This window comes from Kribbella sp. (assembly GCF_035687465.1).
In the GTDB taxonomy this organism is placed as follows: domain Bacteria; phylum Actinomycetota; class Actinomycetes; order Propionibacteriales; family Kribbellaceae; genus Kribbella.
The window spans coordinates 1-25,123 of sequence record NZ_DASRXP010000722.1 but is presented as its reverse complement, the minus strand read 5'-3'; the positions used below and the strand labels follow the sequence as shown (position 1 = coordinate 25,123).

At 67.7% G+C, this 25,123-nt stretch carries 23 protein-coding genes and 1 pseudogene; 13 read left to right on the top strand and 11 right to left on the bottom strand.

Annotated elements, in window-relative coordinates; all coding sequences use genetic code 11:
• Positions 1-2,056 (bottom strand): transglycosylase domain-containing protein (locus VFG33_RS39315; protein ID WP_325058130.1); only part of this gene is annotated, 2,056 nt, incomplete at its 3' end.
• A 133-nt stretch (positions 2,057-2,189) separates the two neighbouring features.
• Positions 2,190-3,686, bottom strand: a complete 1,497-nt coding sequence (locus tag VFG33_RS39310; RefSeq protein ID WP_325058129.1) for a short-chain fatty acid transporter — start codon at positions 3,684-3,686, stop codon at positions 2,190-2,192.
• A 212-nt stretch (positions 3,687-3,898) separates the two neighbouring features.
• Between VFG33_RS39310 and VFG33_RS39305 the strand changes: the two genes are divergently transcribed.
• The 6 genes from VFG33_RS39305 to VFG33_RS39280 all read left to right on the top strand — a co-directional run bounded on the left by VFG33_RS39305 (position 3,899) and on the right by VFG33_RS39280 (position 7,665).
• Positions 3,899-4,477: a helix-turn-helix transcriptional regulator gene (locus tag VFG33_RS39305; RefSeq protein WP_325058128.1), complete on the top strand. Its 579-nt coding sequence runs from the start codon at positions 3,899-3,901 to the stop codon at positions 4,475-4,477.
• Between the two features lie 9 nt (positions 4,478-4,486).
• Entirely contained in the window at positions 4,487-5,566 is a 1,080-nt protein-coding gene (locus tag VFG33_RS39300; protein ID WP_325058127.1) for an inositol-3-phosphate synthase, read from the top strand.
• A 125-nt stretch (positions 5,567-5,691) separates the two neighbouring features.
• Positions 5,692-6,132, top strand: a complete 441-nt coding sequence (locus tag VFG33_RS39295; RefSeq protein WP_325058126.1) for a hypothetical protein — start codon at positions 5,692-5,694, stop codon at positions 6,130-6,132.
• A gap of 144 nt (positions 6,133-6,276) precedes the next feature.
• Positions 6,277-6,438 (top strand): hypothetical protein, encoded by a 162-nt coding sequence (locus tag VFG33_RS39290; protein WP_325058125.1) that lies wholly within the window; start codon positions 6,277-6,279, stop codon positions 6,436-6,438.
• Positions 6,435-7,490, top strand: coding sequence for a hypothetical protein (locus tag VFG33_RS39285; protein ID WP_325058124.1), 1,056 nt, complete (start codon positions 6,435-6,437; stop codon positions 7,488-7,490). The genes VFG33_RS39290 and VFG33_RS39285 overlap by 4 nt, the downstream gene beginning before the upstream one ends.
• A complete protein-coding gene (locus VFG33_RS39280) occupies positions 7,483-7,665 on the top strand; it encodes a hypothetical protein (protein ID WP_325058123.1) in 183 nt (60 codons plus the stop codon). The genes VFG33_RS39285 and VFG33_RS39280 overlap by 8 nt, the downstream gene beginning before the upstream one ends.
• On the opposite strand, the gene VFG33_RS39275 is transcribed toward VFG33_RS39280, so the two are convergent.
• Both VFG33_RS39275 and VFG33_RS39270 read right to left on the bottom strand, forming a co-directional pair.
• Entirely contained in the window at positions 7,652-9,079 is a 1,428-nt protein-coding gene (locus tag VFG33_RS39275; RefSeq protein ID WP_325058122.1) for a pre-peptidase C-terminal domain-containing protein, read from the bottom strand. The genes VFG33_RS39280 and VFG33_RS39275 overlap by 14 nt on opposite strands.
• Before the next feature lie 93 nt (positions 9,080-9,172).
• The gene (locus tag VFG33_RS39270; protein ID WP_325058121.1) at positions 9,173-10,615 is read right to left on the bottom strand and encodes a M12 family metallo-peptidase; all 1,443 of its coding nucleotides are present in this window, start codon (positions 10,613-10,615) and stop codon (positions 9,173-9,175) included.
• Between the two features lie 344 nt (positions 10,616-10,959).
• Between VFG33_RS39270 and VFG33_RS39265 the strand changes: the two genes are divergently transcribed.
• Positions 10,960-12,030 carry a glycoside hydrolase family 75 protein gene (locus tag VFG33_RS39265; protein ID WP_325058120.1) on the top strand — a complete coding sequence of 357 codons (1,071 nt, stop codon included), beginning with the start codon at positions 10,960-10,962 and terminating at the stop codon, positions 12,028-12,030.
• Between the two features lie 66 nt (positions 12,031-12,096).
• Here the strand turns inward: VFG33_RS39265 and VFG33_RS39260 are convergent, their stop codons facing one another.
• Both VFG33_RS39260 and VFG33_RS39255 read right to left on the bottom strand, forming a co-directional pair.
• Positions 12,097-13,203 carry a zinc-dependent alcohol dehydrogenase family protein gene (locus VFG33_RS39260; RefSeq protein ID WP_325058119.1) on the bottom strand — a complete coding sequence of 369 codons (1,107 nt, stop codon included), beginning with the start codon at positions 13,201-13,203 and terminating at the stop codon, positions 12,097-12,099.
• Positions 13,200-13,616 (bottom strand): acyl-CoA thioesterase, encoded by a 417-nt coding sequence (locus tag VFG33_RS39255; protein WP_325058118.1) that lies wholly within the window; start codon positions 13,614-13,616, stop codon positions 13,200-13,202. The genes VFG33_RS39260 and VFG33_RS39255 overlap by 4 nt, the downstream gene beginning before the upstream one ends.
• Before the next feature lie 130 nt (positions 13,617-13,746).
• Here VFG33_RS39255 and VFG33_RS39250 point away from each other — a divergent pair, with 130 nt between their 5' ends.
• Positions 13,747-14,679, top strand: a complete 933-nt coding sequence (locus VFG33_RS39250) for an acyl-ACP desaturase (protein WP_325058117.1) — start codon at positions 13,747-13,749, stop codon at positions 14,677-14,679.
• A gap of 12 nt (positions 14,680-14,691) precedes the next feature.
• On the opposite strand, the gene VFG33_RS39245 is transcribed toward VFG33_RS39250, so the two are convergent.
• Positions 14,692-15,345: a MerR family transcriptional regulator gene (locus VFG33_RS39245; RefSeq protein ID WP_325058116.1), complete on the bottom strand. Its 654-nt coding sequence runs from the start codon at positions 15,343-15,345 to the stop codon at positions 14,692-14,694.
• Positions 15,346-15,420: 75 nt separating this feature from the next.
• Here VFG33_RS39245 and VFG33_RS39240 point away from each other — a divergent pair, with 75 nt between their 5' ends.
• Both VFG33_RS39240 and VFG33_RS39235 read left to right on the top strand, forming a co-directional pair.
• A complete protein-coding gene (locus VFG33_RS39240; RefSeq protein WP_325058115.1) occupies positions 15,421-15,900 on the top strand; it encodes a DUF4188 domain-containing protein in 480 nt (159 codons plus the stop codon).
• 35 nt (positions 15,901-15,935) lie between these two features.
• A pseudogene (locus VFG33_RS39235) lies at positions 15,936-17,147 on the top strand (MFS transporter); the annotation flags it as partial.
• A 51-nt stretch (positions 17,148-17,198) separates the two neighbouring features.
• On the opposite strand, the gene VFG33_RS39230 reads toward VFG33_RS39235, so the two are convergent.
• Genes VFG33_RS39230 through VFG33_RS39215 form a run of 4 tightly spaced genes read right to left on the bottom strand, consistent with a single transcriptional unit; the run spans position 17,199 to position 21,527 of the window.
• Entirely contained in the window at positions 17,199-18,506 is a 1,308-nt protein-coding gene (locus VFG33_RS39230; protein WP_325058114.1) for an ABC transporter permease, read from the bottom strand.
• Positions 18,503-19,195, bottom strand: coding sequence for an ABC transporter ATP-binding protein (locus VFG33_RS39225; protein WP_414673020.1), 693 nt, complete (start codon positions 19,193-19,195; stop codon positions 18,503-18,505). Before VFG33_RS39225 ends, VFG33_RS39230 begins: the two co-directional genes overlap by 4 nt.
• A complete protein-coding gene (locus VFG33_RS39220) occupies positions 19,192-20,490 on the bottom strand; it encodes a peptidoglycan-binding protein (RefSeq protein WP_325058112.1) in 1,299 nt (432 codons plus the stop codon). The genes VFG33_RS39225 and VFG33_RS39220 overlap by 4 nt, the downstream gene beginning before the upstream one ends.
• Positions 20,487-21,527 (bottom strand): hypothetical protein, encoded by a 1,041-nt coding sequence (locus tag VFG33_RS39215; protein ID WP_325058111.1) that lies wholly within the window; start codon positions 21,525-21,527, stop codon positions 20,487-20,489. The genes VFG33_RS39220 and VFG33_RS39215 overlap by 4 nt, the downstream gene beginning before the upstream one ends.
• 113 nt (positions 21,528-21,640) lie before the next feature.
• On the opposite strand from VFG33_RS39215, the gene VFG33_RS39210 reads away from it, so the two are divergent.
• From VFG33_RS39210 to VFG33_RS39200, 3 genes are all read left to right on the top strand, one after another.
• Positions 21,641-22,354, top strand: coding sequence for a response regulator transcription factor (locus tag VFG33_RS39210; protein WP_325058110.1), 714 nt, complete (start codon positions 21,641-21,643; stop codon positions 22,352-22,354).
• Positions 22,344-24,212 carry a sensor histidine kinase gene (locus tag VFG33_RS39205; RefSeq protein WP_325058109.1) on the top strand — a complete coding sequence of 623 codons (1,869 nt, stop codon included), beginning with the start codon at positions 22,344-22,346 and terminating at the stop codon, positions 24,210-24,212. Before VFG33_RS39210 ends, VFG33_RS39205 begins: the two co-directional genes overlap by 11 nt.
• A 101-nt stretch (positions 24,213-24,313) precedes the next feature.
• The gene (locus VFG33_RS39200) at positions 24,314-25,045 is read left to right on the top strand and encodes a class I SAM-dependent DNA methyltransferase (RefSeq protein WP_325058108.1); all 732 of its coding nucleotides are present in this window, start codon (positions 24,314-24,316) and stop codon (positions 25,043-25,045) included.
• Positions 25,046-25,123: the final 78 nt, after the last annotated feature.

Sequence of the window (25,123 nt, the reverse complement as noted above, 5' to 3'; positions counted from 1 at the left end):
ACGGCGGGGTCGAGGGCGGCGGGGTCGGCGTCGACGACGGCGTGTAGGTGGGCGTCGGCGTGCCCATGTTGTCGTCCGAAGGCTCGGCGAAGTTCTCCTCCGGAAGGCCCTCCATCGCCGGCTCCATGTAGGCGAGCCAAGTCTTCGTCGGCCAGTTGCCACCGAAGAAGGCCGGATCGTCGCTGTACGGGTCGAGGTCGGACTCGCCTTCCTTGCCGGCCCGGTACAGCACTGCCGTCGACAGCTGTGGCGTGTAGCCGACCCACCAGGAGGTCAACGTGTCGGAGCTCGTGTCGTACTTCTCGCACTTGCACGCCTTGTTCGCCTTGGCATGGTCGCTCGAGATACCACCGGCGGTCCCGGTCTTGCCCGCGGCCGGCCGGTCGAGCTCCTGGGCCCGGGTGCCGGTGCCCTTCTTGTCCTCGACAACCTGCTGCAACGCGTAGCTGGTCGTATTGGCGACGTCCTTGTCCATCGCCTCGGTGGGCTTGAGCGACTTCTCCGACCACTTGACGTTGCCCTGGAGGTCCTTGACCTCCTTGATGACGTGCACCGGCACATGCGAGCCTTCGTTGGCAAAGGTGCCGTAGGCGCTGGCCATGTCGACCGGCGACGCGTAGGCGTTCGGACCGAGCACCAGGGCGGGCGCATCGCGGTCAGTGGCCGGGATCGTCGGGATCCCCGCTGCCTCGGCCATGTCGGCGACCTTGCTCGGACCGTTGTCCATCTTGTTGTCGACGAGGTCGTAGAAGGCGGTGTTGACCGACTGTTCGGTCGCGCTCAACAGGCTGGGCCGGCCGTAGTTCTCCCCGAGCTCGTTGTCGTACTTGCCGCCGCGGATCTCGATCGGTCCGTTGCCCTCGAACCTGTCCTCGAGCTTGACGCCGTCCTTCAGAGCCGCAGCCACCGCGAACGGCTTGAAGGACGACCCTGGTCTGGCCTTGGCCGTCGCCCAGTTGATCTGGCTCTTCAGGTAGTTCGGTCCACCGACCATCGCCACCAGTTCGCCCGTCTGTGGACGGACGGAGGCCAGCCCGATGTGGAGCTTGTCCGCGGTGGCCGGCTGATCCTTGTTGAAGACCGCCGCAACAGCGTCCTCCTGGAGCTTCTTGTCAAAGGTCGTCGTCACCTTCAGACCGCCACCGTCGATCTCGTCGTCGCTGAAGCCCAGCTTCACCAACTCTCGCCGGGCCATATCCAGCAGGAAACCCTGCGTACCGCCGAACCGGTCGCTCTTCGGCTTCTTCTTCAGTGGCGGGAGCTTCTTGCCCCAGGCGGTGGCGTTCGACTCGGTGATGGTGCCGGTCTGGCGCATGCCGTCGAGCACGTAGCGGTAGCGCTCGAGAATGCGCTTCTGCGCGGCCGCGTCCTTCTGGTCCGGATCGAAGATCGTGGGGTTATTCAGGACCGTCGCCAGGAAGGCCGCCTGCCCGACGTTCAGCTTGGCCGGATCCGGCTGACTGAAGTACGCATCGCCGGCCGCGGCGATGCCGTAGGCGCCCTCGCCGAAGTAGATGGTGTTCAGGTAACCCTCGAGGATGTCCTTCTTGTCCGTCTGCCGGCTCAGCTTGGTGGCGATGAAGAGCTCGGAGAACTTCCGCGCGAAGGTGCGCTCCTGGGTCAGGTACATGACCTTGACGTACTGCTGCGTGATCGTCGAGCCACCCTGCAGTTGCTCGCCGCGGGCGATGTTGAACGCGGCCCGTGCCATCCCGGACGGCGAGATGCCCGGGTTGGTCCAGAAGGTCCGGTCCTCGGCCGCGATCACCGCGTCCTGGACGGTCTTCGGAATCTTGTCCAGCGGCACCGAGCGGCGGTTCTGCTCGAAGAAGGAGCCCATCGGCTGGCCACCGGCGTACGTCACCGTGGTGGTGTTGGTCTCGAACTTCTTGTTCGGGTCCGGGATGTCCGTCAACTGGTACCCGATGAAGAACGTGGCTGCGGCGCCGATCACCCCGAGGCAGAAGAGTGCCACCAGCCACCCGAGGACCCGCAGTGCCCAGTGTTTCTTCCGGCGGGCGCGGGACGGGGCGGCCTTCCTACGAGCTTCACTCACAGTGCAATCCTCGACGATCTCGCTGAAGTCATTGCGGCCCAGAGTACGGCCGCTGTGGTAACGGCCCCGAATTCCCTGAGGATCTTAACGCTCAGCCCGCTCATCCCGAGACCACCATGAGTACGCCTGGTGATCAGCCGGTGACGTGTGGGGCGAGGAGGGTGACGGCGATCAGGGCGGCCGGGAAGCAGGCGAGGAACAGGGTGAAGGTGTAGCCCATGATGTCGCGTGCCTTGAGGCCCAGGATCGCCAGCGTCGGCAGCATCCAGAACGGCTGCAGCAGGTTGGCGCTGGCCTCGCCGAGGTCGTACACGACAACCATCCAGCCCGCGTCCACCTTGAGCTCGTTGGCCGCCTGCAGCACGTACGGCGCCTCGATCACCCACTTGCTGCCACCGCTGGGCACGAACACCCCGAGGATGCAGGAGTAGATCGCCACCAAGGGCGGGAAGAAGAACTGGTTGCTTGCCTGCACCAACCACCCGGCCAGGCGGGCGGAGATGCCGGTGTAGGCGATCATGCCGAAGATGCCGCCGTACAGAGGGAACTGCAGCAGTACGCCGGCCGCCGCCGGTGCCCCGTCACGCACAGCCCGGGCCATCCGCCACGGCCGCCAGTGCAGCAGCATCGCGAGGAGGAACAGGATCAGGTTCACCGTGTTCAGGTCGAGCGCGTTGAAGAAGCTCTTGCCGTCGAAGTAGCGAACCAGGTAGACCGCGCCGAGCAGGACGATGAACAGGCTGAACAGGGGTGAGTGCTCCAGCCAGTCCCCCGGCCGGCGCTTCTCCTCTTCCGATCCCTCGCCCCGATGGCCGTTATAGGCAGAACCACGGCCGATCAGCGGACGGAGCTCGATGCCGAGGTGCTCGGCGGTTCGTGCGTTCTCCGCGGTGGGCGCGACGAACCACGCCATCACCACGCCCACGCAGTACACGAAGAGAGTGGCGACGATCGCCTGCCAGGTGAAGATGGTGTCGCTCAGCGGGATCAGGCCGCTGGCGTGACCGCCGGCGCGGATCACCTCCTGGACCGGCGCCGGGCTGCTGCTGGCGCTCGCGACCTGCAGCGCGGCCGAGCCGGACAGTCCCTGCGCCCAGACCGTGCCGAGCCCCAGGAACGCCATCGCACCGAGCGCCCGATAGTCCGCCTTGGGGATGTTGCGGGCGACCTCGCGGGCCAGGATCGCGGCGAAGATCAGGCTGAAGGCCCAGTTCAGGTACGACGCGAGCATGGCGACCGCGGCCACGAAGGCGACCGCACCGCGAGGCGATTTCGGGATCCTCGCCAGCCGGGTGATCAAACGAGCCACCGGACCGCTGGTGGCCACTGCGTACCCGCCGATGATGATCATCGCCATCTGCAGCGTGAAGGTGATCAGGCTCCAGAAGCCGACGCCCCAGGCGTCGACCATGCCGAAGCCCTTGGTCGCCGCCGGGTCGTCCGGCCGCTTCAGCAGCGGCTCGCCGGTGACCAGGCCGAACAGCAGCACCACGAACGTTCCGACCAGCACGAACCCGAACGCGTCGGGCAACCACTTCTCGGTGAAGGCCGTGAAACGCAGCGCGATCCGGGCCAGCGGCCCCTCGCCCTCCACACCGTGTCTCGCGTGCTTCCCGTGGCTGTCCGCCATGACCCTCCGCTCTTGCGCCACGACTTTGTGTCAGCTGATTAACGCAGATCAGCGCCTGACGTAACAGGTTTCGCCGCGGCGAGGCGTGGCGCGACCTGACAAAGGTCGACTTTGTCAGGAGTTGTCGATCCGGATCGGGGTGCCTACAGTGGCGGTGCGATGTATCGAGTCGATACATCAGGTCATGACAAACCAGATCGAGGAGGTGGGGGATGGGAAACCGCAGTGGTGTCCTGGAGCTCGCCGTACTCGGTCTGCTGCACGAAGCGCCGATGCACGGCTACGAGCTCCGCAAGCGCGTGAACGCCCAGTTCGGCTGGGGTCGCGTGCTGTCTTTCGGGTCGCTCTACCCGTGTCTGAAGGCGATGCTCCGCAACGGTCTGATCTCCGCCGACGCCGGGACCCCGGACGGGCGGAGACAGAAGATCGTCTACACGATCACGGCCGACGGCAAGGACCACTTCGCCCAAGCGATGCACGACGCCGGACCGTCGGCGTGGGAGGACGACACGTTCGGCGTCCGGTTCTCGTTCTTCGGCCGCACCGATCCGGCCACCAGGCTGCGCATCCTCGAGGGCCGACGGGCCCGGATGGAGGAGCGGCTGGCCAACTTCCGGGCCGCGATGAGCCGGACCGCGGAGCGGGTCGATACCTACACCCTCGAGCTGCAACGGCACGGCCTGGAGTCGGCCGAGCGCGAGGTCCGCTGGCTGAACGAGCTGATCGACGGCGAACGGCGCCAGCAGCGGCCCCCTGAACAGCAACACCCGCCTGTAACACCCCCCAACTAAGGAGTTTCCATGACTTCGATCCGCGTAGCGATCGTCGGTGTCGGCAACTGCGCCAGCTCACTCGTGCAGGGCGTGCACTACTACCGTGACGCGAAGCCCGATGAGCGTGTCCCCGGTCTGATGCACGTCCAGTTCGGCGACTACCACGTCCGCGACGTCGAGTTCGTCGCCGCGTTCGACGTGGACGGCAAGAAGGTCGGCCTCGACCTCGCCGACGCGATCGGCGCCAGCGAGAACAACACGATCAAGATCTGCGACGTGCCGCCGAGCGGCATCACGGTGCAGCGTGGTCACACCCTGGACGGCCTCGGCAAGTATTACCGCGAGACCATCACCGAGTCCGACGCCGCGCCGGTCGACATCGTCGCCGCGCTGCGTGAGGCCCAGGTCGACGTCCTGGTCTGCTACCTGCCGGTCGGTTCGGAGCAGGCGGCCAAGTTCTACGCCCAGTGCGCGATCGACGCGAACGTCGCCTTCGTCAACGCGCTGCCCGTCTTCATCGCCGGCACCAAGGAGTGGGCGGACAAGTTCACCGCGGCCGGGGTGCCGATCGTCGGCGACGACATCAAGTCGCAGATCGGCGCCACCATCACCCACCGGGTGCTGGCCAAGCTGTTCGAGGACCGCGGCGTCACCGTCGACCGGACCTACCAGCTGAACGTCGGCGGCAACATGGACTTCAAGAACATGCTGGAGCGCGACCGGCTGGAGTCCAAGAAGATCAGCAAGACCCAGTCCGTCACCTCGCAGCTGGTCAACGACATCGACCCGCGCAACGTGCACATCGGCCCGTCGGACTACGTGGCCTGGCTGGACGACCGCAAGTGGGCCTTCATCCGGCTCGAGGGCCGCAACTTCGGCGACGTGCCGCTGTCGCTGGAGTACAAGCTCGAGGTCTGGGACTCGCCGAACTCGGCCGGCATCATCATCGACGCGATCCGCGCGGTGAAGATCGCCAAGGACCGCGGCATCGGCGGCCCGATCCTGTCGGCCTCCTCGTACTTCATGAAGTCGCCGCCGGAGCAGTACGCCGACGACGTCTGCCGCGACCTGGTGGAGAAGTTCATCAAGGGCGAGGTCGAGCGCTGATCGGCGCTGACGTCCCCCGCCCCTGACCGGGCGGAGATACTGGCTGGGTCCCGCGGCTGTCTGCTCGCCGCGGGGCCCTGCTTTCTGCTCGCCGTGGGCACCGGTTTGCTCTAGGTTTGTCGACCGTGAGGTACGACGAGTTTCGTGCGGCGTTCGACGCCGTGCAGCAGGCGTGCCTCGAGGCGCGGCTGAACGTGGACGGACTGGCCGCCGAGGTGGACCGGTTGACGGTGTTACGCGACCAGGTGGAGCTCCGGTCCGATCGTGAGCAGGCCGCCTCGGATGTCGCCTCGCTGGCCGATCTGCTCGAGATGGCCCGGCGAACCGCGCCGCCGCCGGCGTCACCGGAGTACGAGAAGGCTTACCGGGAGGCCTCGGCCGTGATGGCGGAGGCGAACGGCCCGGACGGCTCGGTGGCGGAACGGGTCCAGCGGATCCAGCGGGCGATCAAGAAGATCGGCAAGCTCGCCGACCGCGTCGACGACCCCGGCGAGCGGTTCAACCTGCTCAAGCTCGCCGAACCCCTCGCGATGCTCGCCAGCTCCCTCCAGCACACCGCCCGCTGACCTCAGGTTTTCCACAACCAGCCCGTACTGCGGGCTGTGGCCCGGGTGATCCCGGGCGTTGTCCACAGGCGGGAGATCCGCGGCTGAGGAACGGCCGAATCTCCATATGTTCTCCGGCGACGAACCAATCGCAGGAGGACAGCAATGGAACACGACGAAGTACCGGGCGACCGTCTCGCCCGCACCCAGTGGCTGATCGCCCAACTGCGGCAGCGCGCGGCCGAGTGTGAGGACCCTCGCGAGCAGGACAACCTCCGCCGCTCGGCCGACTCCTTGGTCCGCCTCGCGACGGCCCTCCGCGCATGACCGCCATCGACGAGATCCACTCCGCCCTGCAGCAGCACAACTCCGGGAGGCACGCTGCGGGTGTAGTGCCACGCACCTTGGTGGAGTTGCTCGCCAACCATGCCCCGGCCGCCCTCTCGATCTCCGGCGCCGGACAGACCGCGTGGAACGGTCAGGTCGTCGAAGCCGGCGAGGGAATCCTGGGTCTGGCTCACTGGGACGGCACTCTCCACCTGGACCGCGAGTGCATTCTCGATCCGCTGCGCGAGATGTACAGCCGCTCCGGCCTGATCCAGTCGGACGCGATGCTGACCCGCTACCGCGAAGCCCTCGTGACGATGCTCCACGAGCAGTCCCACTTCCTCGGCCCGTCCGGCGCCACCCAGGAAGCGGCTCGACAAGCCTTCAAGCAACCGGGGAGCCGCGCCCTGGAAGAGGGTGTCGCCGAGGCCTGGGCCCACGCGCACCTCGACGACTACCTGACCACCCTCGGCGTGGATCAGGTCGCCCCTGGCATCGACCAGGTGCGGGCCGAGCCGTCGTACCAGGCCTTCGTGCCCGCCGTCACCCTGCTCACGGACGACCTCGACGAGCGAACCGGCCTGCCGGCGGGCGAGACGCTGCGAGCACTGAACCGTGAAACAGCGGAAGGCCAATGGCCTTTGGTGGTCGACCTCGTCTACTGCTCAAGCGGCCTACCGGAGTGCGTCCCACCCAACCGCGAACCAGTGGTGCGCCTGCGGCTGGAGAACACTCTCCGCGAGTCCTTCCGGAGCCTGGAGGACTTCGAAGGCCACCCTCGTGGCTACGAAGCAGCCCGCTCGAAATCCACCGCCCGCCAATGCATCGACCGCCTGAACACCGAGATCCAAACCGCCGAACGCTACTTCCAGGCGCCCACCAGGACTCCGGACCAAGCCACCGCGCTCCGCTCCGCCCTCTCCGGCCTGGCCCCACCGAAGACGCCCGCCCAATCCCGGCCGACCACAACCGCCGGCGCCGAGGTCACCAACCGCACCCGCCAGCGGATCCAACCGACCCCGACACCGCTGCGGGGACAGGGAGATGGTTGAGACCGCCGGTCTCGGTGACCGGCCGGACGGGGTTGTGCGAGAGGATCTCGGCAGTGACGAACGGTCAGTGGACGACGTCGTAGAGCAGGCCCTGCCACCGGTCGAGGTGGCCTGGGGCCTGCGGTTGGCCGGCCCGCCAGAGGCCGGCCAACCGCAGGGGTTCAGCTCGGGTTGATCGCGAGGCTGTACGCCCCGCGGCTCCCGTAGGTGGAGTAGCCGGTGTTCAGCGGGTTGCCGTAACCGACGTTGTCGATGCGCAGGTAGTACGTGCCGGGCTGCAGGTTGCTCGTCACAGTCGCGCCCAGGCCGGTCGGCGTGCCAGCGTTGCTCTGGCCGGAAGCCGGATCGGCCGACGTGACCACGGTGCCGGCGGAGTTGAGCAGGTCGAGCTTGATGTCCAGGTTGCCACCAAGTGCACCTGCACTGGCCGTTGCCGTGTAGTTGCCGGCGGCACTGACGTCCACGCGGTAGACGTCGGTGTCGGCCTCGGCAGCAATGAAGCCGTTCGCGGTCGCGCCGACTGCGAGGGCGGCAGCAGCCCCAGTGCTGTCACCGGCCTCGTCCGTGCGCAACGCGAGACCATGCGTGCCGATCACCGAGTAGTCGTCCTCGGTGTTGTTGGCGCCGGAGTACTCGCCCTTGCTCCACTGGCTGATACCGCGGTAGTAGCCGACGCCCATGATCGGCGCCCAGGAGCCGTGACCCTCGTAGTACCCGACGGACGCGGTGCCGTCGTGACCCAGGCCGACGTTGTGACCGGCCTCGTGCGACGCGGCCTCGGCGAGGTTCTTCGCACCGGTGCCGACGCCCTTGGTGAACACCAGGGCCGGTTGGTAGTAGTCGTGCTGGCCGGCGTTGTCGTAAACGCCGATGTAGGCGACCCCACCGCAGCCACAGTTGGACTGGTACCAGGTGGTCGGGTCGATCAGCACCCGGGTGCCGTACTGCTGATCGCTGGAGCTGGTCCGGTTGATCAGGTCCTGCGCCGGCTGCTGCGTGGTGACGTCGACATCGAAGGCGGCGTAGTCCTCCGCAACCCGCGCCCACACCTCATGAACCACATCCTGCTCGGCGGTACCGAAGACCGCCGCGTTCCCGTCCGTGTCGTACGCCGTGACGTTGACCGGGTCGACGCTCGAGTTCCACGCCGTCCCGGTGATGGTGTGGCCGTCGAAGTCGAGGTAGATCACCCGGTTGGATCCCGGTTTGCTGTGCAGCTCGAAAGCCGGTCCCTCGGCCGCGGCGACGGCCTCCGTGGCCCAGCGCGGCGATGCCTCGGGTGCCTTCTCTGTGGTGGTCAGACCCGGCTCACGGAAGAACAGCCGGCCGTCCTTGTCGAGCCAGCTGGTCTTGTCGGAAGCCAGCGTGTCGAGCAGTTTTTGTTCGGGCAGGCCGTTGCGCTGGGCAACTTCAGCCAGCCTGGACTGCACCTTGGTCAGCGCGTCCTTGCCCTGCAGGGACTGACCGAGGATCTGGTCGAGCGGTGGTTGCTGTGCGTCGGCCTGAGTACCGGCGGCAATCGCCAGTGCTCCGAACACGACGGCACCGGTACAAGCGAGTGCACCGGTACGGCGGAACTTACTGTGCATCTGGAATCCTCCTCAAGGATTCCCCCCAACCTGTTGTTTCCCCCGCATCCCGGGCTCGCAACCGGCGGTGGCAGCGAACCCGGGCAAACCTTGCTAGCCGGCAGTGACCTTGACCGTGTAGTTGCCGACGCTGCCGTAGTTCGAGTAGCCCGTGGTGAGTGCGGAGCCGTACCCGGTGTTGTAGACACGGACGTAGTACCGGCCGGCCGTGACCGCCTTGGTGATGCTCGCGCTCAGACCGGTCGGTGTGCTGGCGTTGGTCTGACCGGATGCCGGATCGGCCGTGGCGATCACCGTGCCGGCCGAGTTGACCAGGTGGAGCTTGACGTCCAGGTCACCTGCGCTGGTGGCCGCGAAGGTGAAGGTGCCCGCGGCCAGGTCGATCCGGAAGGAGTCCACGTCCGAGTCCTTCGAGTAGACGCCCTTGGCGGTGGCGCCCAGTGCCAGTGCGGTGGCGTCGGCCGTTGCGTTGCCGTGGTCGTCCGCCTGGATCCCCAGACCGTTCTGGCCGATGACGGCGAAGTCGTCTTCCTTGTTGTTGGCGCCGGTGTACTCGCCCTTGCTCCACTGGCTGATCGCCCTGTAATAGCCGACCCCCATGATCGGCGCCCAAGCGCCGTGGCCCTGGTAGTACCCGACGGACGCGGTGCCGTCGTGACTCAGCCCGACGTTGTGGCCGGCCTCGTGCGACGCCGCCTCGGCGATGTTCTTGGCGCCGGTGCCTACGCCCTTGGTAAAGACCAGGGCGGGCTGGTAGTAGGCGTGGCTGCTGGTGCGGTCGTACGTCCCGACGTAGGCGATACCGCCGCAGCCACAGCCGGACTGGTACCACGTGGTCGGGTCGATCAACACGCGTGTGCCGTACTGGTCGTCTGCCGCGTTGGTGCGGGTGATCGCGGACTCCGGCGGGGCCTGGGTGGTCACGTCGACGTCGAACGGCGCGTAGTCGTCGGCGACCCGGGCCCAGACGTCCTTGACGACGTTCTGCTCCGCGGTACTCCAGGTACCGGCGTTGCCATCGGTGTCGTACGCGGTGACGTTGACGGTGGCGGGTTTGCCGCCCGTGTTCCATCCCGTACCGGTGATCGTATGACCGTCGAAGTCGAGGTAGATCACCCGCTTCGAGCCCGGCTTGCTGTGCAGCTCGAAGGCGGGTCCGACCGCGGCGGTGACCGCCTGCGTGGCCCACTGCGGGGAAGCAACGTTGCTGGCGGCCTTCTCCGCGTTGGTGGCTACCGGCTCGCGGTAGAACAGCGTGCCGTCCTCGTCGAGCCAGCTGGTCTTGTCCGTCGCCAGGATCCGCTGCAACTGCTGCTCGGCGATGCCGTTGCGCTGCGCCAGCTCGGCGAGTCGCGGCTGGAGCTTGCCGAGCGCAGTCCTCCCCTGCGTGGGCGTCCCCAGGATTTCATCGAGCGGGGCCGCGACCGGGCCAAGCTGTTGGGCGTCTGCCTGGTTGCCGGCCACCACGGCCAGCGCTCCGAACAGCACGGCACCGGCGCCGACGAGCGCACCGGTTCGGCGGAACCTGCTCTGCATCTGGGGTCCTCCTCAGGGACTCCTGGTGCACCGCACACGAGTCCGCCGACCCGCTCCAGCGCCTGGCGGGCCGGGGAGCGAGTTGCGGATTCGGTGAAGATGCCTCACTTGTGGTGCGCGTCTACGCACCGTGCGTAGCCTGCCGCAGCGGTTGCCCCGGTGTATACGGTTTCGCCGGGAATTTACGGATCTCGGCGGTTTCCTGCCGCTCTTCCCAGCGCCCTTCGGACGCCCTTTGGACGCGCTGCGTAGTTCCGGAACCGCACAGGGTCATCAATCCCTTGACGCGCCGGGGTCGGAGTCTGACAGTTAGGAAGGTTTCCTAACTATCGGAGAGGTGAAAGATGCGTAAGTTCCGCCCCCTCGCACTCGCCCTCGCACTGGTCGGCAGTCTGTTGTTGCTGCCGGCAGCTCTCACGCCGGCCTCGGCCGCGACCACGACGTACCAGGCTGAGAGCGCGGCCCGGACCCAGGGTGTGGTCGAATCCAACCACGCCGGGTTCACCGGCACGGGGTTCGTCAACTACGACAACGTGGCCGGCTCGTCCGTCACCTTCACGGTGAACGTCGGCACCGCCGGTGCTGCGACGCTCGCGTTCCGGTTCGCCAACGGCACCACCGTGAACCGGCCGATGACGATCGCCGTCGACGGCAGCACGGTCGCCACCCCGCAGTTCGCCGGCACCGGCGCCTGGACCACCTGGAACACCGCCACGGTGAACACCAGCCTGTCGGCCGGCTCGCACACCATCAAGACCACCGCGACGACAGCCAACGGTGGCCCGAACCTCGACTCGCTCACCGTCACCGACGCCGGTGGCGGCGGTGGTGGAGCCCCGACCGCGGCCGAACTGCTCGCGAAGGTGACGAGCTGCAGCCAGATCTCCAACGGCACCTACAAGACCGACCAAGAACTCGGGCGCACGATCCCGGTCTGCGGGAAGAACGGCGCGGTGTTCTGGAAGGCCGACATGGACATCGACTGCGACGGCATCCGCACCACGCAGTGCAACGAGAACACCGACTGCTGCTTCTTCCCCGACACCGCCTTCCACACCTCCACCGACCAACCGCTGAACGCGGCCCAACTCCCGTACGTCGTGGTGCCGAGCCCGAGCAGTACGTGGGACTACCGGAACTTCGGGGTCGCGGGTGGTGGCGTGGTCGCGATCATCTACAACAACCAGGTGAGTTATGCGGTCGTCGGTGACACCGGGCCGGTGGAGATCATCGGCGAGGCGTCGTACGCGGCGGCCCAGCAACTGGGCATCAACCCGGACCCGAGCAACGGTGGGACGGATTCCGGCGTGACGTACATCGTGTTCAAGAACTCGACCATCAACCCGATCGAGAACCACAACCTCGCCGTCACCCGCGGCGAGGAACTCGCCCGCACCTTCATCACCAACAACTGACGCAGTGACGCTGTTGCGTCCGAAGAACCTTGGGCTCTGACCTCAGGTTCTTCGGACGCAATGGCGTTAGAGGACGAGGACCTGGCGGACCTGGGTGCCGGCGGAGAGGGCGTCGAAGGCTTCGTTGAGGTGGTCGAGGTCGACGGTGGAAGTGAGGAGGCGGTCGACCGGGAGGCGGCCTGCCTTGTAGAGCGCGATGTAGCGGGGGATGTCGCGACTGGGGATCGCAGAGCCCAGGTAGGAGCCCTTGAGGGTGCGTTCCTCGGCGACCAGGCTGACGGCCGGGATGCTCAACGTCTGCGAAGGGTGCGGCAGTCCAACCGTGACCGTGGTGCCGCCACGACGGGTAGCGGCGTAAGCCTGGCCGAGGACGGCGCCGCTGCCGACAGTCTCGAAGGCGTAGTGCGCACCACCACCAGTCGCCTCACGCACCTGCTCGACCACATCGTCTTCCCGCGCATCGATCGCCGCTGTCGCCCCCAGCGAACGCGCCAACGACAACTTCTCCGGTACTACGTCAACCGCCACCAGCGGATGTGCTCCCACCAGCGCAGCACCGAGTAGCGCCGACAACCCGACCCCACCAAGTCCGAAGACAACAGCACTCTGGCCCGCCTGCACCCGCGCGGTGTTCACCACGGCCCCCACCCCGGTCATCACCGCACAGCCGAACAGCGCGGCGATCTCCGGCGGCAATTCCGGGTCGATCTTCACCGCCGACCGGGCCGAGACCACCGCATGGTCAGCGAAGCCGGACACCCCGAGGTGATGGTTGACCTCACCCAGCCGACGCGAACCACCGAGCAACGTCCCGGCGGTGTTGGCCACGGCACCTGGTTCGCACAACGCCGCGCGGCCTTCCGCACAAGGACCACAAGCACCACACGCGGGGACGAAGGCGAAACCGACCGTGTCCCCCGGCTCGAACCCCGCAGCCTCCGAGCGCACCACCTCGCCCGTCGCCTCGTGACCGAGCAGCATCGGCATCACCCGCGGCCGCGAGCCGTCGATCACCGAGAGATCGGAGTGACACAGCCCGGCCGCATGGATCCGGACCAGCAGTTCACCGGGTCCGGGCGGAGCCAGCTCGACCTCTTCGATCCGCAGCGGTTGCGACTCGGCGTACGGGCTGGGCAGTCCCATCTCCCGCAGTACTGCGCCTCGGACGATCATCCGGTGATTCCTTCCAGGGCGGCGCGGATGCGGTCGGGCAGCGGTGCCGGGCGACGGTCCTCACGGTCGACGAAGACGTGCACGAACCGGCCGGTGGCGGCAAGCTCGTCGTGACCGCCGGCGAACAGGCCGATCTCGTAGTGGACGCTCGAGGTGCCGAGCTTCGAGACCCGCAGACCGGCGTCGACGCTGCCGGGGAACGCGAGCGATTGTTTGAAGGTGCACTGTGATTCCACACACAGCCCGATCACGTCGCCGTGGTGGATATCGAGCTCGCCGGCACGGATCAGGAAGTCGTTGATCACGGTGTCGAAGAAGCTGTAGTACTCGACGTTGTTCACGTGCCCGTAGACGTCGTTGTCCTTCCACCGCGTACTGATCGCCAGGAAGTGCGGGTACGAACTCCGATCCATCGCCCCAGCCTAAAGTGCCGCCACCCGCTCGGAACCCGGGAGCGTTCCCGCGGTTCTGGGCATGTACAACCTACGGTGGCGTAACTTACGGTGCCGTAGGGTGGGGCATCCGCCGACGAAGGAGAATCCGGTGACCGACAAGCTGGTGACGAACCTGCTGCACGAGCTGGAGCCCGTCGTCGAGGAGAACCTCGAGCGACACCTGGCCATCACCAAGGACTGGAACCCGCACGACTACGTGCCGTGGAGCGAGGGCCGCGACTTCGCCTTCCTCGGCGGCGAGGACTGGTCGCCGGAGCAGTCCAGGCTCGACCCGGTCGCCAAGATCGCGATGATCACCAACCTGCTGACCGAGGACAACCTGCCCTCGTACCACCGCGAGATCGCCACCCAGTTCGGCCTCGACGGCGCCTGGGGCACGTGGGTCGGCCGCTGGACCGCCGAGGAGGGTCGGCACGGGATCGCGCTGCGCGACTACCTGGTAGTGACGCGCGGCGTGGACCCCGTCGAGCTCGAGACCGCACGGATGGCGCACATGACGGCCGGCCACGTGGTCGAGAAGAACATGCTCGAGGCGGTCGCGTACGTCAGCTTCCAGGAGCTCGCCACGCGCGTCTCGCACCGCAACACCGGTAAGGCCACAGGCTGTCCGATCGCCGACCAACTGCTGGCCCGGATCGCGACCGACGAGAACCTGCACATGATCTTCTATCGCAACCTGGTCGCCGCGGCCTTCGAGTCGGCGCCGAACGAGACGATGCGGGCCGTGGTCAACGAGGTCCGCGACTTCTCCATGCCGGGCGCCACCATGGAGGGGTTCGCCCGGAACTCGGTCACGATCGCGAAGGCCGGCATCTACGACCTGCGCCTGCACCACGACGAGGTTGTCGCGCCGATTCTGCGCAAGTGGAGGGTGTTCGACCGCGAGGACCTGAGCGGCGACGGCGCCAAGGCGCGCGACGAACTGGCGGAGTTCATGACCGCTCTCGACGCCCAGGCGACCCGTTTCGTCGAGCAGCGCAGCCGCCTACTCGAGCGCCAGGCGGCCCGCGCCGCCGGCTGAGCTCAGCCCGTACTACGCACGCCCCGCCGGCGGATGGTTCAGGTGGGACAGGCGCGACGTGCCGTAACGGTTGGCTGAGGCGTTTTGCTGGGCCAAGCGGCGGAGGGCCAGCAGGATGGGGCCGCCGAGTGCAGTGACGAGCACGCCGCTTTCGACAATGCGCTGGCGGTCGTCCGTCGGAAGGTGGGAGACCTCGGCCTCCGCGATCTTGGTGGCGGCTACCGCGTAGGTCTCCAGCAGGTCGTCTTCCAGGTGGTAGCCGACCTTGTCCAGAGCATCGAGCGCGCCGGCCAGGAGCAGCAGGTCCCGGGAGTCGGGGTGCACCAGCCAGCCGTGCTCCACGACGAGTTCGTCGACGCGGCGCCGGGACTCGGCGGTCGCGGTGAGGTCGTCCGGGATCAGCGCGCTGTGGGCCGCGCCGAGAACGTCGTGCAGCTCCAGGGATTCCTCGTCCACCTCGGCGAGCACGCTCCGGACGCGGGCCAGGGACAGACCACCCGACTCCACCAGGGCACGGATCAGCCGCAGTCTGTGGACGTGCGCTTCGCCGTAGCGGGACCTGGTCGCGCCGACCGATTCACCGGCGGGCAGCAGGCCTTCGCGCAGGTAGTACTTGATCGTCGCCACCGGCACCTCGGTCCGCCGGGACAGTTCCGCGATCCACATGCTCACTCCCTCTTGACTTTTGGAGAGTATCACTTTCCAATATTGGAGAGTAATACTATCCAAAGGGAGTTCGAGATGAGTGTCATCGAGGGGCTACAGACCGCTGCGTACGACAAAGAGGTCGTGGTGTTCCTGATCGGGATGCGGGTCAACAAACTGCGGGCGTGGCGGCAGTGGGTGCCGGTTGCGAAGGCGATGGTCCCGATGCTGCGCGAGTTGACGGCAGACCCGGACAGCGGACTGCTCGGGTTCCGCAGCTTCGCCGGGCGGCGGACGACGACGATGCTTCAGTACTGGGAGTCGAGCGAGAAACTGCAGGCGTTCGCGAACGACCCGGACCGGACGCATAGGCCGGCCTGGAGCGCGTTCTACAAGCTCGCCGCCCAAGGGAACAACGTCGGGATCTGGCACGAGACGTACGTCGTACCGCCGGGCAACTTCGAGACCGTCTACCGCAGCATGCCGCTCCTCGGACTCGGCGAGGTGGCCGGCGTCGTACCGGTGAACCGCCGCGGTAGGAACGCCGCCGAACGCCTCGCACACCAAAGCAAGTAGGTCATCCAGCGCCCGCTCCAGGGTCAACTTTTTGGGTGCGTACAGTGCAAGGCGTGCAGTTTGTGCGGGAGCTCGGGACGTTGTTGCGGCGGGGGGACTTTCGGCGATTGTTCGCCGTTCGGTTGACCTCGCAGTTCGGTGACGGGGTCTTCCAGGTCGCGCTGGCGTCGTACGTGCTGTTCTCACCGGAGCGGGCGCCGGACGCGGCGGCGATCGCGGGACTGTTCGCGGTCGCGTTGCTGCCGTACTCGATCCTCGGACCGTTCACCGGTGTCCTGCTGGATCGGTGGTCCCGCCGGCAGATCCTGTTCGGCGCGAACCTGACCCGCGCTGCCCTGGTCCTCGTGGTCGGCGCGATCGTTGCTACCGACAACGCGGGTGCACCTTTCTACCTGGCGGTCCTGCTCACCCTCGGGGTCAACCGCTTCCTCCTCTCCGGCCTGTCGGCGGGCCTCCCCCACGTCGTCGAGCGCGACGAACTGGTGATGGCCAACGCCGTCACCCCCACCTCCGGCACGGCTCTCTTCCTGATCGGCGGCGGTTTCGGCGCCGGCGTGAAACTGATCACCGACTCCGACCTCGCGGTCCTCGGTACGACGTCGGTCGTCTACCTGACCGCCGCCTTCCTCGCCCTCCGGCTGGGCAGGAACCAGCTCGGCCCCGATCTGACCGGTGAAGAACCAGGCGTGGTCGAGGCGATCCGCGGAATCGCGGCCGGCCTCGTCGACGGCGGCAGACACCTGAAGGAACGGCGTCAGGCCGCCCTCGGTCTGGCGGCGATCGGCTCGCTGCGGTTCTTCTTCGGCCTCGTCACCGTCGCGATGATCCTGCTGTACCGCAACGAGTTCTACGGTCCCGACCAGCTCGACAAGGCCTTCGGCGCCCTCGCCATCGCGACGGGAGCGATCGGTGCCGGCCTCTTCATCGCCGCCCTCGTCACCCCGTGGGCCACCCGCGTCCTGACCCTGCGCATCTGGATCACCGTGCTCTTCGTGGCGGCCGCGGTCGTGACGGCGATGCCTGGCGGTCTCTACACCCAGCCCGCGATCATCGTCGCCGGGTTCCTGACCGGGTTCTGCGCCCAGGGCGTCAAGATCAGCGTCGACACCCTGGTCCAGACCGGCGTCGACGACGTGTACCGCGGCCGGGTGTTCTCGCTCTACGACATGATCTTCAACGTCGGGCAGGTCTCGGCGGCCGCTCTCGGCGCGGCGATCCTGCCCGACAACGGGAAGTCCTATCCGGTCCTCGTCTTCGTGGTGCTCGGCTTCGCGCTGACCGCGTTCGTCTATGCCCGGCTAAGTGCCCCGAAGAGCGGTGATCGGCTCGATCGCCGAGGCTTTCCAAGCCGGATAGGTGCCGGCGACCAGCCCGATGAAGGCGCCCAGCAGCGGCGCCCCCACCGCGAGGCGGTTGTCGAGGATCGGGGTCCAGTCACGACCCCACGAGACCCCGACGGTCAGTAGCACCCCGACCGCCGTACCGAGCAGTCCGCCCAGGAACCCCACGATCACGCTCTCGACCAGGAACTGCGCCGCCACGTGACGCCGGGCCGCGCCCAACGCTCGCCGCAGGCCGATCTCCGAGATCCTTTCCAGCACCGACAACAGCGTCACGTTGGCGATACCGAGACCGCCGACCAGCAGCGCGACCGCACCCAGCAACAGGAAGAGCGCGTTGAGGTCCGACTCGACCCCGGTCCGCACACCGCCCTGCTTCGGCGGCGCGTCGACCTTCAGCGCGCTCGGGTTGTTCGGGTCGATCGCGACCGGCGCCTGCCCCGCGATCAACTGGGCCGCACCGACCTGGGTCCGGATCTCCAGCGCGTCCGGCGCCGCGAGGTCGTAGTCCACCTTCGCCGTGCCGTTGGGCATGATCACCGCGTCCAGCAGTTCGGCGCGGCCGGTGACGGAGTCGAGGATCCCGATCACCGTGTAGGCCTGGTCGCCGATGAACACCGCCGGCTGCGAGTCGACCCGGTTGATCCCGAGCCGGTTCGCCGCATTCTTGCCCAGCACAACGACCCGGTCGGCGCGCGCGTCGTGCCCCGCATCAAAGAGGCGCCCGGTGCGCAAGGTCGCCCGGACCGCATCGAACAACCCGGCCGATCCAGCCAGCACCTGCAGCGCGTGCCCGTCCTTCTGCCCGTCCAGTCCGGCCACACTCCGGACCAGGTCGTCCCCGACGTCAAGCGCGCTGAAGGTGCCGGCCGCATCGACCCCGTTCAGCCGGCTGATCCGCTCGGGCGCGTCCCACGGCAACTGCGTCGCCGCCTCACCCTCCTGACCACCCTTGTCATCAGGCTGTACTACGACTCGCGTGGCGGCGGCGAGATCGAACCGCTGGGTGATCTGGCCCCCAGCGGTCTGCCCGAGCCCCAGGGTTCCCACCAGGGCGGCGATCCCGAGCACCGTGCCGAGCGTGGTGAGGACCAACCGCGTCGGCCGCGCGGCAACACCTGCCAGGGCTTCGTCCAGGAGATCGCGTACTGCGGGACCTCCGGCCAACCGCTTCCGCCTCCTAGCCGAGCCCCGCGAACCAGCTGAGCCGGGAGCGCCCGAGGTACGGCGTACGAGGGCGGCGAGGATCAGCCGCACCCGCGTCACCACTGGAGGGTTCCGTCGACGATGCGGACCTGGCGCTGGGCCCGTTGGCTGACGTGGTCGTCATGGGTGATGACGGCCAGCGTCATGCCCTCGTGGTGCAGCTCGTCGAACACTTCGAGGATCGCCTCCGCATTGGCCGTGTCGAGGTTGCCGGTCGGTTCGTCGGCCAGCAGCAGGCTCGGTTCGGCCACCAGGGCCCGGGCGATCGCGACCCGTTGCCGCTCACCGCCGGACAGCGTGGTCGGCGCGAACTCCATCCGGTGCGCGAGCCCGACCCGTTCGAGGGCGACCCGCGCCCGGGCCAGCCGTTCCTTCCGCGGCACTCCGACGTACACCATCGAGAGCGCCACGTTCTCCAGCACCGTGCGGTGGTCGAGCAGGTGGAACGACTGGAAGACGAACCCGATCCGCTGGCCACGCAGTACGGCGCGGCGACGTTCCCGCAGGCTGGAGGTGTCCACGCCGTCCAGCCGGTAGACGCCGTCGGTCGGGTTGTCGAGCAGCCCGAGCAGGTGCAGCAGAGTGGACTTGCCCGAGCCGGACGGACCGACGATCGAGAGGTACTCCCCCTGCCCGATGACCAGGTCCACCTCACGGATCGCCTGTACCTCCGGCGGCCCGGGGAAGAACCGGCGGACGCCGATCATCTCCACCACCGGCGCGGGGATGGCGACTGCCATCGCGGTCATTTTCCGACCACCACTTGGTCGCCCTCGCTCAGCTTGGCATCGCCGGCCGGCGTGACCTGCGCGAAGCCGTCCGCGGAGAGCCCGACCGTGACGGGGATCAGTTCGATCTTTCCGTCTCGCAGTACTTCGACGCGCGAGCTTCCGTCGGATCCCGCGGACAGCGCGGCGAGCGGCACCGCCAGCACCTTGCCGGCCGTGCTCTTCACCGGGATGGTGACCCGGACGTTCGCCTCGCGCAGCCGCTCGAGCTGAGCGCTGGTCAGCGTCTTGGGCGCGACCACCACGTCGAACTGGTCCGCGTTGCGGGTGATCCGGCGGACCGTCGCCTGGATGATCGTGCCGTCGCCGAGGTCGAAGGTGGCGGCCATCCCGGTCTTCAGGCGTTCCTTTGTCGCCGCGTCCACCTTGACGGTCACGACGAGAGAGGCGCCGCTGACCGACATCACCACGCCGTTCACGGTGCCGCCGCGCTCGACCTTCACGTCGTCCACCCGGCGCGGCAGGGTCTTCACGAAGACCACCTCCGACACGGGCAACGGCGTACCGGCCTTGAACTCCGCTTCGCTCAGTGCGGTCTCGGCGTCGTCCAGGTTCTCCTGCGCGTCGCTGACCTGGCCCAGCTCGACCGAGAAGTCGGTCTTTCCCGGCTGTGCCTTGGCCTGCTTCAACGCGGCCTGCGCCTGGCGAAGCGCGTTCTTCATCTGGTCCACGGTCTTGTCTGCCTGATCCACCGCCTGGGTGAGCTGCTCCTCCGGCTCGGGAGCCTCGTACCCGACGGACTCGTAGAGCTCCTCGATCGCCTGGGCCGTGCTGCTGTCGTACTTCTTGTCCACAGTGCCGGGGTCGTACCCGAGCTTGTCCAGGGTCTGCTCGAGCTGGAGCACATCGGGCCCGCTACTGCCCGGGCTCAGTGTCCGGTACATCGGCAGTACTCCGGCGAGCCCGATCACCGGGCGACCGGCGATCTCCAGCAGGACCTCACCCGCCTTGATCGTCGAGCCGACCGCCGGGACCTTCCCCGTCACCACAGCGGCGGTCCGTAGCCCGCTCGTCTCGACGCGGATGTTCACAGCGCCGTCGAAGGAGGTGTCACCCCGCGCCACCACCTTGCTGGACAACGCCTTCTTCTCCACCGGCACGGTGATCTGGGAGGCCTTCGGTGCGGCGGTCTTGGCAGCCGCGTCCGCCGGTGACTGGATCCGGCTGCCGGCGGCGACGCCCACCCCGAGTGAGAGCGTCGCCACCGCGGAAACCCCGACCAGGACCCGGCGGCGGGACTTGGGTGTAGCGGTCACCGCTCGGCCATTCCGTCGCGGTACGCCTCCAGCTCAGCCTTGTGCGTCGTGACGAACTCCTTCTCCAGCTCGTACTGCACCGTCTTGTAGGCCTCGTCGTACCCCTTCGCCTTGCAGGCCTGGTCCGCCTTGGCCAGCTCGATCTCGAACTTTCGCAGGTCCGCCAGCTTCTGCGCGTCGACCTTGTCGAAGGACGGCGGTCCGACCTTCGTGATCTGGCCGGACTGGGGCTTCTTGCCGTCCCCAGTCAGCTCGTCCAGCTTCTGGCTGACCTTGTTGCGGGCTTCCTCGGGCTTCTTGAACCCGGCATGTCCGGCGTCAGCGAGGCAGTCGGACCAGGCCGTGGTGGCGTCGATCACCCGCTGGTCCGCCTCGATCCGCTTGTTCAGTGCCTCGATGTCCTTGAAAAGCGACTCGTACTTGCTGAAGTCGTCGGCTTTGTCCGTGCGCTTGCCGTAGACCTCCTCAACGGCCTTGCCCCGGCAGCCCAGGTCGGTCGGCGCCTTGCCGGCGCCCGGGCCGTCCGCCGGAACCGAGATGACGCCCCCGTTCGTGGCCTGGCCGTTCAGGGCCTTGTCGTAGGCCTTCTTGGCGGTCGCCGACAGCGCGTTGCGGATCTTCGTGTTCGGGTTGGTGTCCGTATCGGCGGGCTTGGCCCAGTCGATCGTGGAGATGCCGTAGCCGTACTGCTCGGCGAACTTGTCCGGCGGCAGATTGAAGGCTTCATCGAACTTGGATTTGGCGTTCGACTCGGGCGGCACCGCGACGTACTCGAAACCGGCCGTCTTCATGCAGGTGGCAGTCGCGTCCTCGACCTTGCGCTGCTTGGCCAGCTCCTCCTCGCTCGACTCCTGAGCGCCGCCGACGGCCCTGACCATCATTCGCCCGCCGCCGCTGGAGAACCCTTCCCCCATGTACTCCGCGAGCGGGCTCTTGTCGCTCGTGTCATCGGTCGCCGCGCCCGGATCGTTCGTGCTCCCGCAGCCGGCCAGCGCGAGCACCGCGACCAGCGCGAGTGCTTTCCTAGTGGTCTTCATGGCAGTGGAGCCTGCCGCCGGGGCTGTGAAAAACCTGTGAAGGACCGATCAGCACCCGATGCTCTCAGGCGTTCTTCACACAAATCTCATCTCCACCTGCGATCTTCAGGTCTATGCCAGCCCGGATTCTTGTTGCGGAGGATGATCAGAAGCAGGCGGAGTTGATTCGGCGTTACCTCGAGCGGGAGGGCCATCTGACGGTCGTCGTGCACGACGGCCGGGCCGCCATCGACGAGGCGCGCCGCCGCAGCCCGGATCTGCTGGTGCTCGACGTGATGATGCCGAAGGTGGACGGTCTGGACGTCTGCCGGGTACTGCGCGCCGGGAGCGGGGCCGACGGGGATCTCCCGATCATCATGCTGACCGCCCGGTCGACCGAGGACGACCTGCTGCTCGGGCTCGACCTGGGCGCGGACGACTACCTGACCAAGCCGTACAACCCGCGTGAGCTGGTCGCCCGGGTGCGATCCATCCTGCGCCGGACGCAGGGCCGGGCCGAGGGCGAGGTGTACCGGGTCGGCGGGCTCGAGATCGACCCGGTCCGGCACGAGGTCCATCTGGACGGCCGGACGGTCGACGTGACACCGGCGGAGTTCAAGATCCTCGCCTGCCTGGCGGCCTCGCCCGGGCGGGCGTTCACCCGGCAGCAGTTGCTCGAGCACGCCTTCGGGTTCGACCACTACGTGTTCGACCGGACCATCGACGTCCATGTGATGAACCTGCGCAAGAAGATCGAACCGGTACCCACCGACCCGGCGTACCTGAGAACCGTGTACGGCGTGGGCTACAAGCTCGCCGACAAGGTGGTGGCTCCCAATGCGTCGTAGTGTGCTGCTGCGGTTCCTCGGACTGTCCCTCGCGGTGGCGCTCGGCGCGGTGATCGCGACCGCGGTGCTCGCCACCTACAGCACCTCCGAGCAGTTGCAGGGCGAGATCGCCGAGAACACCTCCCAGCTCCAGACCGACGGTGCGATCTACGCCCGGCTGACCGCGTACGCCGGTGACCACGCGACCTGGTCCGGCGTGGACAAGCTGGTCGAGGACCTCGCCGACCAGACCGGCCGCCGGGTGGCGCTGACCGACTCCGACGGCCAGGTGATCGCCGACTCCGCCCGGCTGCTCGGCGCCGGCCCCGATCTTCCTTCGATGCCTGCGGCAACCATCGACGCCCGGACCGGGGCCACCAACGTCGCGTTCAAGAGCTCCGACGTGGCAGTGGCCCTGCCTGCGGGCAAGGCGCAGACGGTGATGGAGGCCATGCCGTTCCTGTTGTCCCCGACCTGGGGACTGACCGACGAGGAGCGCAGCGAGCGGCAGAAACTCGCGGACCAGGCAGCCGCCTGCCTGTCGGCCAAAGGCACGCCCGCGACGGTCGCCAACGGCAACGGTGAAGCCCCTCAGGTGGTGATTCGATCCGGTACGACGGCGGCCGGCGGCGGGTGGGTCACGGAGATATCCAAGATGACACCGGACGACGAGTGCATACCGGCCGGCTTGAACGCCCCCAGCGCCAAAGCCCTTCGGGTCAACCAGGACGAACTGCAGCGTGCGATCGCCTGCATGACGGACGTCGGGGAGCCCTATTCCGTCAACAGCAACGTCAAGTTCAGCGGCCTCCAGGCACTGTCGTCCCCGGATCCCGACAGCCCACCCACCCCCGCCTTGGCGGAATGCACCTCGACAGCCCGGGCCGCGGCGCTCACCCCGTACGTCGCTCCCGAGGCCCGGCTTTACCTCGGCGCCAAGAGCGCATTCAACGTCTTCTCCACCGAGGGACTGCTTCGGACCGCGGCCACCGCACTCGGCGTCCTGCTGATCGCCGCCCTCGTGATGATCGTGGCCGGCCGCCGCCTGGTCCGGCCGATCCTCGCCCTCACCGGTGCCGCCCAGCGGATGAAGAACGGCGACCACGCGACCCGGGTCCCGGTGAGCGGGACGGACGAGGTGGCCCGGCTCGGGCACGCGTTCAACGCGATGGCCGAGTCGATCCAGCGGCACGACTTCCAGCGCAAGGCGATGGTCAGCGACGTGGCGCACGAATTGCGGACTCCGCTGGCGAACATCAAGGGCTACCTGGTCGCGTCCGAGGACGGCGTGGTCCCGCTCGACCGCGAACTGGTCTCCTCGCTGCTGGAGGAAGCCGACCTGCTGGAACGGCTGATCGTCGACCTCCAGGATCTGGCTCTGGCGGACGCGGGGATGCTCCGCCTCCACCCGGCAACGCGCGATTTGTCCGAACTGGCTCAGCTGGTGGTGGCAGCTCACCGCCCCGCCGCCGAGACCGCCGGCGTGACGGTCCGCGCCGAGATCGCCGGGGCGGCTCCCGCCGAGGTGGACGGAGCCCGGATCCGGCAGGCGCTGGGCAACCTCGTCTCGAACGCGATCCGCTTCACCGGCTCCGGCGGCGAGGTCGTGGTCGGCGTACGGCGGGTGGACAACGGCTACGACCTCACGGTCAAGGACAACGGCGCCGGCATCGGGCCCGAACACCTGCCACACCTCTTCGACCGCTTCTACCGGGCGGAACACTCCCGCAGCAGAAGCACCGGCGGCAGCGGCCTGGGCCTGGCCATCACCAAACACCTGGTCGAAGCCCACCACGGCACCATCACCGTCACCAGCAGTCCCGGCGAAGGCTCGACATTCACCATCCACCTTCCAGCCCGCCACCAAGCGGCCCGCTAGCCGGGCTCATGCCGGGCGGCAGTTCCCGCCTGCCGCCCGGCGCCCTACCTCGGTGAGAAAAGCTGTGGAGCGGTTCGTTGTTCGCTGCCAAGGTGGGGTGCATGCGACAGGAAGAGGTCTGGGACATGGATGCTGCCAGCCGGTACGACACCCCGGGGATCGGAATGTTCGCTCGCGAGGTGCTGGAACCGACCGTCAACCGGCTGTCGGCGCTCGCGGGACATGGGCGGGCGCTCGAATTCGCCATCGGTACCGGTCGCGTGGCCGTGCCACTGTCCGAGCAAGGCATCTCGGTCACCGGGATCGAGCTGTCTGCCCCGATGGTCGACGAGCTCCGCACCAAGGTCGACGCTGACCAGATCCCGGTCGTCATCGGAGACATGGCGACAACCCAGGTTCCCGGCGAGTTCACGCTCGTCTACCTAGTCTTCAACACGATCTCCAACCTGCTGACCCAGTCCGAGCAGGTCGCCTGCTTCCGCAATGCGGCCCGTCACCTCAGCCCTGGCGGGCGGTTCGTGATCGAGCTGTGGGTGCCCGAGCTTCGCAAGCTCCCACCTGGTCAGCAGGCCACGGTCGGGCAGGTCGAGCCTGGCTACATCCTCCTGGACACCTACGACGTCCTGCACCAGCAGGTCGTCTCGCACCACTTCCACTTCGGCGACGACAAGCAGGCGGAACTCTTCCGGTCCCCGCACCGCTACATCTGGCCGGCCGAACTCGACCTGATGGCCCAGCTCGCCGGCTTCGAACTGGAGTCCAGGCACGCCGACTGGACCGGCGCCGGGTTCACCGCGGACTCGCCGTCCCACGTCTCGGTCTATCGGCTCTAGACTCCGGGCATGGCGAGCCGGAAGGCGCGGGTTGCGGACGTGCACGAAGTGGCGCTCGGAATGCCGCACGTCACGGTC

Excerpts from the sequence above, each read along its gene's own strand:
- VFG33_RS39310 (WP_325058129.1), bottom strand. The coding sequence starts at position 3,686 with ATGGCGGACAGCCACGGGAAGCACGCGAGACACGGTGTGGAGGGCGAG.
- VFG33_RS39305 (WP_325058128.1), top strand. The coding sequence starts at position 3,899 with ATGGGAAACCGCAGTGGTGTCCTGGAGCTCGCCGTACTCGGTCTGCTG.
- VFG33_RS39300 (WP_325058127.1), top strand. The coding sequence starts at position 4,487 with ATGACTTCGATCCGCGTAGCGATCGTCGGTGTCGGCAACTGCGCCAGC.
- VFG33_RS39290 (WP_325058125.1), top strand. The coding sequence starts at position 6,277 with ATGGAACACGACGAAGTACCGGGCGACCGTCTCGCCCGCACCCAGTGG.
- VFG33_RS39285 (WP_325058124.1), top strand. The coding sequence starts at position 6,435 with ATGACCGCCATCGACGAGATCCACTCCGCCCTGCAGCAGCACAACTCC.
- VFG33_RS39280 (WP_325058123.1), top strand. The coding sequence starts at position 7,483 with ATGGTTGAGACCGCCGGTCTCGGTGACCGGCCGGACGGGGTTGTGCGA.
- VFG33_RS39275 (WP_325058122.1), bottom strand. The coding sequence starts at position 9,079 with ATGCACAGTAAGTTCCGCCGTACCGGTGCACTCGCTTGTACCGGTGCC.
- VFG33_RS39270 (WP_325058121.1), bottom strand. The coding sequence starts at position 10,615 with ATGCAGAGCAGGTTCCGCCGAACCGGTGCGCTCGTCGGCGCCGGTGCC.
- VFG33_RS39265 (WP_325058120.1), top strand. The coding sequence starts at position 10,960 with ATGCGTAAGTTCCGCCCCCTCGCACTCGCCCTCGCACTGGTCGGCAGT.
- VFG33_RS39260 (WP_325058119.1), bottom strand. The coding sequence starts at position 13,203 with ATGATCGTCCGAGGCGCAGTACTGCGGGAGATGGGACTGCCCAGCCCG.
- VFG33_RS39255 (WP_325058118.1), bottom strand. The coding sequence starts at position 13,616 with ATGGATCGGAGTTCGTACCCGCACTTCCTGGCGATCAGTACGCGGTGG.
- VFG33_RS39245 (WP_325058116.1), bottom strand. The coding sequence starts at position 15,345 with ATGTGGATCGCGGAACTGTCCCGGCGGACCGAGGTGCCGGTGGCGACG.
- VFG33_RS39240 (WP_325058115.1), top strand. The coding sequence starts at position 15,421 with ATGAGTGTCATCGAGGGGCTACAGACCGCTGCGTACGACAAAGAGGTC.
- VFG33_RS39225 (WP_414673020.1), bottom strand. The coding sequence starts at position 19,195 with ATGACCGCGATGGCAGTCGCCATCCCCGCGCCGGTGGTGGAGATGATC.
- VFG33_RS39215 (WP_325058111.1), bottom strand. The coding sequence starts at position 21,527 with ATGAAGACCACTAGGAAAGCACTCGCGCTGGTCGCGGTGCTCGCGCTG.
- VFG33_RS39210 (WP_325058110.1), top strand. The coding sequence starts at position 21,641 with ATGCCAGCCCGGATTCTTGTTGCGGAGGATGATCAGAAGCAGGCGGAG.
- VFG33_RS39205 (WP_325058109.1), top strand. The coding sequence starts at position 22,344 with ATGCGTCGTAGTGTGCTGCTGCGGTTCCTCGGACTGTCCCTCGCGGTG.
- VFG33_RS39200 (WP_325058108.1), top strand. The coding sequence starts at position 24,314 with ATGCGACAGGAAGAGGTCTGGGACATGGATGCTGCCAGCCGGTACGAC.